Annotated in this window: 7 protein-coding genes; 1 reads left to right on the top strand and 6 read right to left on the bottom strand. The window is 70.9% G+C overall.

Going from position 1 to position 7,328, the window contains the following annotated elements; all coding sequences use genetic code 11:
* Window positions 1–86: 86 nt before the first annotated feature.
* From DY245_RS35085 to rpe, 5 genes are all read right to left on the bottom strand, one after another.
* Entirely contained in the window at window positions 87–1,550 is a 1,464-nt protein-coding gene (locus DY245_RS35085; protein ID WP_128511143.1) for a GuaB1 family IMP dehydrogenase-related protein, read from the bottom strand.
* 187 nt (window positions 1,551–1,737) lie between these two features.
* Window positions 1,738–2,181 carry a barstar family protein gene (locus tag DY245_RS35080; protein WP_128511142.1) on the bottom strand — a complete coding sequence of 148 codons (444 nt, stop codon included), beginning with the start codon at window positions 2,179–2,181 and terminating at the stop codon, window positions 1,738–1,740.
* Window positions 2,178–2,669 carry a guanyl-specific ribonuclease gene (locus tag DY245_RS35075; protein WP_128511141.1) on the bottom strand — a complete coding sequence of 164 codons (492 nt, stop codon included), beginning with the start codon at window positions 2,667–2,669 and terminating at the stop codon, window positions 2,178–2,180. The genes DY245_RS35080 and DY245_RS35075 overlap by 4 nt, the downstream gene beginning before the upstream one ends.
* A gap of 60 nt (window positions 2,670–2,729) precedes the next feature.
* Window positions 2,730–3,746, bottom strand: a complete 1,017-nt coding sequence (locus DY245_RS35070; RefSeq protein WP_128511145.1) for a sugar-binding transcriptional regulator — start codon at window positions 3,744–3,746, stop codon at window positions 2,730–2,732.
* Window positions 3,747–3,989: 243 nt separating this feature from the next.
* On the bottom strand, window positions 3,990–4,673 hold the full coding sequence (gene rpe, locus DY245_RS35065) for a ribulose-phosphate 3-epimerase (RefSeq protein WP_128511140.1): 684 nt from the start codon (window positions 4,671–4,673) through the stop codon (window positions 3,990–3,992).
* Between the two features lie 149 nt (window positions 4,674–4,822).
* Here rpe and DY245_RS35060 point away from each other — a divergent pair, with 149 nt between their 5' ends.
* Window positions 4,823–6,688: an eCIS core domain-containing protein gene (locus DY245_RS35060; protein ID WP_425329481.1), complete on the top strand. Its 1,866-nt coding sequence runs from the start codon at window positions 4,823–4,825 to the stop codon at window positions 6,686–6,688.
* Window positions 6,689–6,776: 88 nt separating this feature from the next.
* On the opposite strand, the gene DY245_RS35055 is transcribed toward DY245_RS35060, so the two are convergent.
* Window positions 6,777–7,328: RsmB/NOP family class I SAM-dependent RNA methyltransferase (locus DY245_RS35055; RefSeq protein ID WP_483409834.1), on the bottom strand; the 552-nt coding region annotated here is incomplete at its 5' end.

Here is a 7,328-nt window from a genome sequence, read left to right as displayed (position 1 = left end):
GGCCCGCATACGCGACCGGCCCCGCACCGATGCGGTGCGGGGCCGGTGAGCGGCGGATCCGGGTCGCTGTGCGGCCCTGTCGCGGGTCAGTTCCAGCTGTCGTGCAGCGGCTTGCCCTCGGCGTAGCCGGCGGCGCTCTGCACGCCGACCACGGCCTTCTCGGCGAACTCGGCCAGCGAGGCCGCGCCCGCGTACGTGCAGGAGCTGCGGACGCCCGCGATGATCGAGTCGATCAGGTCCTCGACGCCGGGGCGCCCCTGGTCGATGAACATCCGCGAGGTGGAGATGCCCTCCTCGAAGAGCCCCTTGCGGGCCCGGTCGTAGGCCGACTCCTCGCTGGTACGGCGCTGCACCGCACGGGCGGAGGCCATACCGAAGCTCTCCTTGTACGGGCGGCCGTCGGCGGTGTGCTGGAGGTCGCCGGGCGACTCCAGGGTGCCGGCGAACCAGGAGCCGATCATGACGTTGGACGCGCCCGCGGCCAGCGCCATCGCGACATCGCGGGGGTGCCGCACGCCGCCGTCGGCCCAGACGTGCTTGCCGAACTTCTTGGCCTCGGCGGCGCACTCCAGCACCGCGGAGAACTGCGGCCGGCCCACGCCGGTCATCATCCGGGTGGTGCACATCGCGCCCGGTCCGACACCGACCTTGATGATGTCCGCGCCGGCCTCGATCAGATCGCGTACGCCCTCGGCGGCGACGATGTTGCCCGCCACGATCGGGACCTGCGGGTCCAGCGCCCGGACCGCCTTGACCGCGCTGATCATGCTCTCCTGGTGGCCGTGCGCGGTGTCCACGACAAGCGTGTCCACGCCGGCGTCCAGCAGCGCCTTGGCCTTGCCGGCCACATCGCCGTTGATGCCCACGGCAGCGGCGATCCGCAGCTTGCCGTTGGCGTCCGTGGCGGGGGTGTACAGGGTGGCGCGCAGGGCGCCCTTACGGGTCAGGATGCCGACCAGCTTGCCGTCCGCGTCGACCGCGGGAGCGAGCTTGCGGTTGGCGGCGTCCAGGCGGTTGAAGGCCTCCCGCGGGTCGATGTCCGCGTCCAGGACCAGCAGGTCCCGGGTCATGACCTCGGCCACCTGGGTGAAGCGGTCCACCCCGGCCAGGTCGTGCTCGGTGACGACGCCGACCGGGCGGCCGCCCTCGACGACGATGCCCGCGCCGTGCGCCCGCTTGGGCAGCAGCGACAGGGCGTCGGCGACGGTCGCGACCGGGGACAGCACGATCGGCGTGTCCAGTACCAGGTGACGGCGCTTGACCCAGGTCACGACATCGGTGACGACGTCGATCGGGATGTCCTGCGGAATGACGACCAGGCCACCACGGCGGGCAACGGTCTCGGCCATCCGGCGGCCGGCGATCGCCGTCATGTTGGCGACCACGAGCGGAATGGTGGTTCCGGACCCGTCGGGCGAGGACAGATCCACGCCCTGGCGGGAGCCCACGGCGGAGCGGCCGGGCACCATGAACACATCGTCGTAGGTCAGGTCGTAAGGCACCGAAGAACTCTCTTCGAGGGCGCCGTTCTTCGGATTCAGGAATCGCATACCGCCAGGATACGGGCCCTGACCAGGGCTCATACGATTGTCCGAGCCAGGGAGTGGGCCGTGTGTGCGATCCACCAACGGGCACGTGAGCTGCTGGCGTGTACACGTCGAGCCGGGTGGGCGGTCCAGACGTACGGGGTGATCTCCAGCCGGGACGACACCCGCCGGACACGGTCCCGGACGGCTCCTAGACCCCCTGCCGGGCCCGCCCCCTGGCCATGATCACGGCCAGTCCGGTGTCCGAGTCGCGCCAGTACCCCACCGCGTCCGCGAGGACGCCCTCCACGATGCTCCAGTCCTCCGGCGCGGCGGCCGCATAGCCCTGCCAGCCCGTCACGATCAGCAGCCGGCCGCGGTCGGCGGGGCACCAGGACAGGTCGGTGAGGCAGTCGGCGAGCGCGTCCCAGTTGCGGCCGAACCAGTCCGGCAGCTTCAGCGAGCGGGCGCACCGCTCCATGAAGGTGTCCTTGTCCACGGCCCCTTCGAGTTCCAGCGTCGCGCCGGTCCAGCCGGCGTCCCGCGCGGCGTCCAGGGCGTCCGCCACCGAGCGGTCGGCGGGCCAGGGCAGCACTCCCGGGGGCGTACTGCCATCGAGCACCGCCGCGAGCGGCCGGGGCACAGAACCCGTCATCGGAGCACCGCCTTGAAGGTCCGGTAGTGATCGTCGGTGTAATACGTCTCATGGCTCTCGCCGGTGACGAGACGGCGCGCACCGCGGTCCGGCGACCCGGGCGTCGGAACCGTGTACTCGTGGTAGTGGCCGCGCGGCTGACGGGGCAACAGCCCCTCACGGTTGCCGAAGACGGTCCCGTCCTGCGCATACGGGAAGGGCCCGCCGGCGTCGATGAGCCGCAGGGTGTCCCGCGCCTGGGAGGGCAGCTTGCCGACCGGGACGACCGGCATGCCCTTCGCCCAGTCCGGTACGCCAACGGTGCCGGGCCCACCGGAGGTGGCGGGTGCCCGCGTACCGGCGGCGGGCGTCGCCACGGACCGCGGCGACGCAGGCGAACTCCCCTTGTCACCACCGCCGGTGGAACACCCGGTCAGTACGAGAAGCAACCCGGCGAGCAGCGCGGCGACGACAGCGGCGGCGCGGCGCGGAACGAAGCGGATCACCATGGCGCCGATGCTGTCACAGGCAGGCCCGGGCTGCTCGCCGATGAGTCCGCCAGGGGTGCGTCACGCCCCGTCAGGATCCGCCCGGTCCAGGGCGGGGCGCGGCCCGGGGCCGGTCTCCAGCAGCAGATGGTCGGCGGCGGAGGTGTCCGTGACCAGGCTCGTCACCAGCCCGGAGCGCAGCACCGCGCCGATCGCCGCGGCCTTGCGCCGGCCGCCCGCGATCGCGACGACCTCAGGGATACGGCGCAGCCGGTCCGCCTCGACCGTGATGCACCGCTCGCCGAGGTCCCGGCCGATCCGCCGGCCCTCGGCGTCGAAGAGGTGTGCGGACATCTCGGCGGCGGCACCGAGCGAGGCGTAATGCTCCCGCTCCTGCTCCGACAGCATGTCGTAGACGGTCGAGACGCCCGGCTCCCAGGAGCCGATGGAGACACAGGCGACGGTGACCTTGTCGAAGTAGTCGAAGGCGCGGGCGATGCCGGTCTGGCCGCGCAGCGCGGCCGCGGTCGCCGAGTCGGGCAGCAGCATCGGCGCGTAGATCGGGTGCGCCTCGCCACCGGAGACATCGGCCGCGCGGCGTACCGCCTCGACAGAGCCGCGGTCGGCGGTGCCCGCGTCGTACACACCGGTCAGCTGGACGACGGTGCACGGCGGCAGCCGGTGCAGCGCGGCCGCCATGTGGATCGTCGACCGGCCCCAGGCCAGCCCGAGCACATCGCCCTCGTTGACCAGCTCGCCGAGGAGGTCGGCCGCGACCTCACCGAGGTTCTCCGGGTCGGCGGCGTCTTCGGGCGGGGTCCCGCCACCGAAGGCGGGGGGAGCGTCCGCGGGCGACTCGACGACCACCGCGTGCCGCAGGCCGTAACGGGCCCGCAGGGCGTCGGAGCGTTCGGCGTCCAGCTCGGAGGGCACCCGGATCTCGATCCGTACAAGATCACGTTCCAGTGCTGTCTCCAGCACCCGCGCGACCTTGAACCGGCTGACGCCGAACTCCTCCGCGATCTGGATCTTCGACTTGCCCTCAAGATAGAAACGGCGGGCCATGGCCGCGGCCTGCACCAGCTCGGCAGGGCCCATTCCGGACTGTGGGCGGCTGGCTACCACGAAATTCTCCCCTTTTGCGCATCTGATCGAGTCTTTGCTCATCCTTTCAGAAACCCGAGGGCAACGGGGACCATCACCGCTCCGACCGTCGTGAACGCTCGGTTGCGCCACGGACAAGGCGCGGCACAGCCGCGCCACAAGGGGATTTCGGTGGCCGATATCGACCGGGCCGCCCGTCACATGTTCGAGCCGGCGGCCCGCTCCCGTGCCCCGGAGTCAGTGCGCGCAGCCCCAGCCCGCCGCCGTGGTCGCCGTCTCGGCCTTCTCCCGCAGGTCCCGGACCGCCTTGGCCGGGTCGTCCGCGCCGTACACCGCGGAGCCGGCCACGAACACATCGGCGCCCGCCTCGGCACAGCGCTCGATGGTGGCCGCCGAGACCCCGCCGTCGACCTGGAGCCACAGCTCCAGACCGTGCCGGGAGATCAGCTCACGGGTGCGACGGATCTTCGGCAGCATGATGTCCAGGAACGCCTGGCCGCCGAAGCCGGGCTCCACGGTCATGATCAGCAGCATGTCGAGCTCGGGAAGCAGATCCTCGTACGGCTCGATCGGCGTGGCCGGCTTCAGCGCCATCGACGCCCGCGCGCCCTTGGCCCGGATCTCCCGCGCCAGCCGCACCGGCGCCGCCGCCGCCTCCACATGGAAGGTCACCGACCCGGCCCCGGCCTCGATGTACTGCGGCGCCCAGCGGTCCGGGTCCTCGATCATCAGATGCAGATCGAGCGGGGTGTCCGTCGCCTTGCTCAGCGACTCGACCACCGGCACACCGAGGGTGAGATTCGGGACGAAGTGGTTGTCCATGACGTCGACGTGGAGCCAGTCGGCGCCCTCGACGGCCTTCGCCTCCTCGGCGAGCCGGGCGAAGTCTGCGGACAGGATGCTGGGGTTGATCAAGGCCATGCCATCAGTATGGCTTGGTGGCCGAGAAGCGAGGGAGGGGGGACGGGTGCAACGACCGCCCGGAGTGCGCCCTTCCGCCCCGACCACAGGCCCGCGATGCTGGCGGTGTCGCCATCGGGCAGTGGACCGGCGGGCGGAGGGGAGACAGCGTGTACGCGGAAGATCGGCCGTCAGCGGAGCAAGCAACACATCTGCAGGGCGAAACCCACCACTTCTCGCCCGAGGCGGCCCCGGTCCAGAGCCCCGGGAACGGCCCTGCGGCACTCATCGCGCTGCAGCGCTCCGCCGGAAACCGCGCGGTCGGACAACTCCTTGCTCGGGAGCCGCACGCCCACGACACCCCACGCGGGCACCAGCAGCCAATTCAACGCTCCACCGTGCACGACGTACTACGCTCCCCGGGCTCACCGCTCGACGAGAGCGTACGCACGGAGAGGGAAGCCCGGCTCGACGCCGACTTCTCCGACGTCCGCCTGCACACCGGCCCGCCGGCCCGGCGCTCCGCCACCGAGCTCGGCGCCCGTGCCTACACCTCCGGCAGCCATATCGTCATCGGCAACGGCGGCGCCGACAAGCACACCCTGGCCCATGAGCTCACCCATGTCATCCAGCAGCGCACCGGTCCGGTCTCCGGTACCGACAACGGCTCGGGCCTGAGCATCAGCGGCCCCTGCGACACCTTCGAACGCGCGGCGGAGGAGAACGCGACCCGCGTCCTCGCCCGCCCCGTACCGACACCTTCCCCGGCCGTCCCGGCTGCCGTCCCACCCGAGCGGCAGGCCCTCCGCGCCGAAGCCTCCGCGCCGACGGTGGCCCGGTTCGCCACAGCACCCTCGGGCTCGCCCGTCATCCAGCGGCGCGGCGAGAACCCCTATGCCGAAGCGAGACAACACGAAGGGTGGGAGCTCACCGCGCACCACATCGTTCCCCACACCGCCCTCGTCGGCGCGCTCGGAAAGCTGAGCAAGGAGAAGCGGGCCGAGGTCCTCGGCCACGCCATTCCCGAAACCCTCACCGACCAGATGCTCAACAACCTCAAGGTCGTACCCCCCGCCGGGCAGGACCTGGAGACGTTCAAGAGAGAGCTGAGGGAAAAGCTGGCCGGACCGGACCCCGACACCGATACCGTGGCCGGGGTCCCGCTGGGGGATATGCGGATGTCCTTCTTCGAGTGGCAGGGCGGCAACCAGTTCTCCGGCCCCAACACCTCGATCCGGCCGGAACCGTCCACGTCGAAGGACGACATCGACTTCGACGGCCGGTACTTCACTTCGCTCGGCGAGAAGTTCAAGGAACTCACCGACCTGGGCACTGCTGTGAAGAAGGAAAACAGCGAGGACGAGACGGTCCGCCTCTTGAAGGAAATGCTGGACATCACCAAGAACGTCGCCCCAGCCCCGTTCGCGTCAGCGGAATGGACCGAAATCGGGACCCTGGACGAGCTGGAGCGCCTGGCCGGGGACCAGAGGCTGGACCGGAAACACATCCGGAATTACGCCTTCTTCAAGCTCAGGCTCTCCGAGATCGGAACCGCGAAGTACGACCAGCTCTCAGCCGCCCCCGGAGGGGAGTACCGCTACCAGGGCGTGCCGATGCCGCTCCAGGTCAAAGGGGTGTTCGGCTATATCCCGCTGGCCGACAGCAGTGCCGTCGCCACCGTCACCAAAAGCGAAAGAGACCTCACCGACGTGCTGCACGATCTCGGTGTCCCTGTCGAGTACGACAAGAACGGCGTGGATGCGGAGATCGAACTGGCGCCGGGAAAGGTCACCGTCGACGGGAAGTGCTTCACGGTTCAGGGGTACAAGGACAAAATCCCCTGCAAGTCCGTCGAGGGGAACAAGGTCAAGGCGGTGGCCAAGCTGATCCAGAAAAAGAAGCTGTCCACCACCACCGGCGGAAAATCGCTGTACCAGTACTGCCGGGAAACCGGTATGCCCGTCGCCGGTTACCTCCCGAAGAAGCTGTACGACACCCTCCAGGAGCCCTCAGCGGCCGCACCGGCCCGCCGCTGAGTTCTGCGGGAATTCCCTCACACGCACGGGCCGTGGCGGACACCCTCGCCATCGGAACGAGACCGCTGCCTCGGCCCGTACCCGTCCCTCAGCCGGTCCGCCGCAGCAGCGCCAGATACATCGCGTCCGTGCCGTGCAGATGCGGCCACAGCTGGACGTCGGGGCCGTCGCCGAGCGCCGGGACGCCCGGCATCAGCGGCCGTGCGTCGATCCATTCCACCTCTGCCGGCAGGCCGCCCCGCCCCTTGATGACGTCGTCCACCACGGCCCGGGTCTCGGCCGGATGCGGGGAGCAGGTCGCGTAGCCGACGACGCCGCCGATCCGTACCGCCGCGAGCGCCTGCCGGAGCAGCTCGCGCTGCAGCGGGGCGAAGCCGTCCAGGTCCTCGGGGCGGCGGCGCCAGCGCGCCTCCGGACGCCGGCGCAGCGCGCCGAGACCGGTGCAGGGCACATCGACGAGCACCCGGTCGAAGGCGCCGGCCTGCCAGGCGGGCCGGGTGCCGTCGGCGGCGATGACCGCGTACGGACCGGGGTTGCCCTCCAGCGCCCGCGCCACCAGGCGCGCGCGGTGCGGCTGCTTCTCCGACGCCAGCAGGGCGGCGCCGCGCTGTGCGGCGAGCGCGGCCAGCAGCGCCGCCTT

Origin of the sequence: Streptomyces inhibens (genome assembly GCF_003389455.1) — a bacterium.
Lineage (GTDB): Bacteria > Actinomycetota > Actinomycetes > Streptomycetales > Streptomycetaceae > Streptomyces > Streptomyces inhibens.
This window is presented reverse-complemented; position numbering and strand designations above follow the sequence as displayed.

What these genes read in the sequence shown, in the direction of transcription:
- DY245_RS35075 (WP_128511141.1), bottom strand. Translation starts at nt 2,669, where the DNA reads ATGGTGATCCGCTTCGTTCCGCGCCGCGCCGCCGCTGTCGTCGCCGCG.
- DY245_RS35085 (WP_128511143.1), bottom strand. Translation starts at nt 1,550, where the DNA reads ATGCGATTCCTGAATCCGAAGAACGGCGCCCTCGAAGAGAGTTCTTCG.
- DY245_RS35070 (WP_128511145.1), bottom strand. Translation starts at nt 3,746, where the DNA reads ATGGGCCCTGCCGAGCTGGTGCAGGCCGCGGCCATGGCCCGCCGTTTC.
- rpe (WP_128511140.1), bottom strand. Translation starts at nt 4,673, where the DNA reads ATGGCCTTGATCAACCCCAGCATCCTGTCCGCAGACTTCGCCCGGCTC.
- DY245_RS35080 (WP_128511142.1), bottom strand. Translation starts at nt 2,181, where the DNA reads ATGACGGGTTCTGTGCCCCGGCCGCTCGCGGCGGTGCTCGATGGCAGT.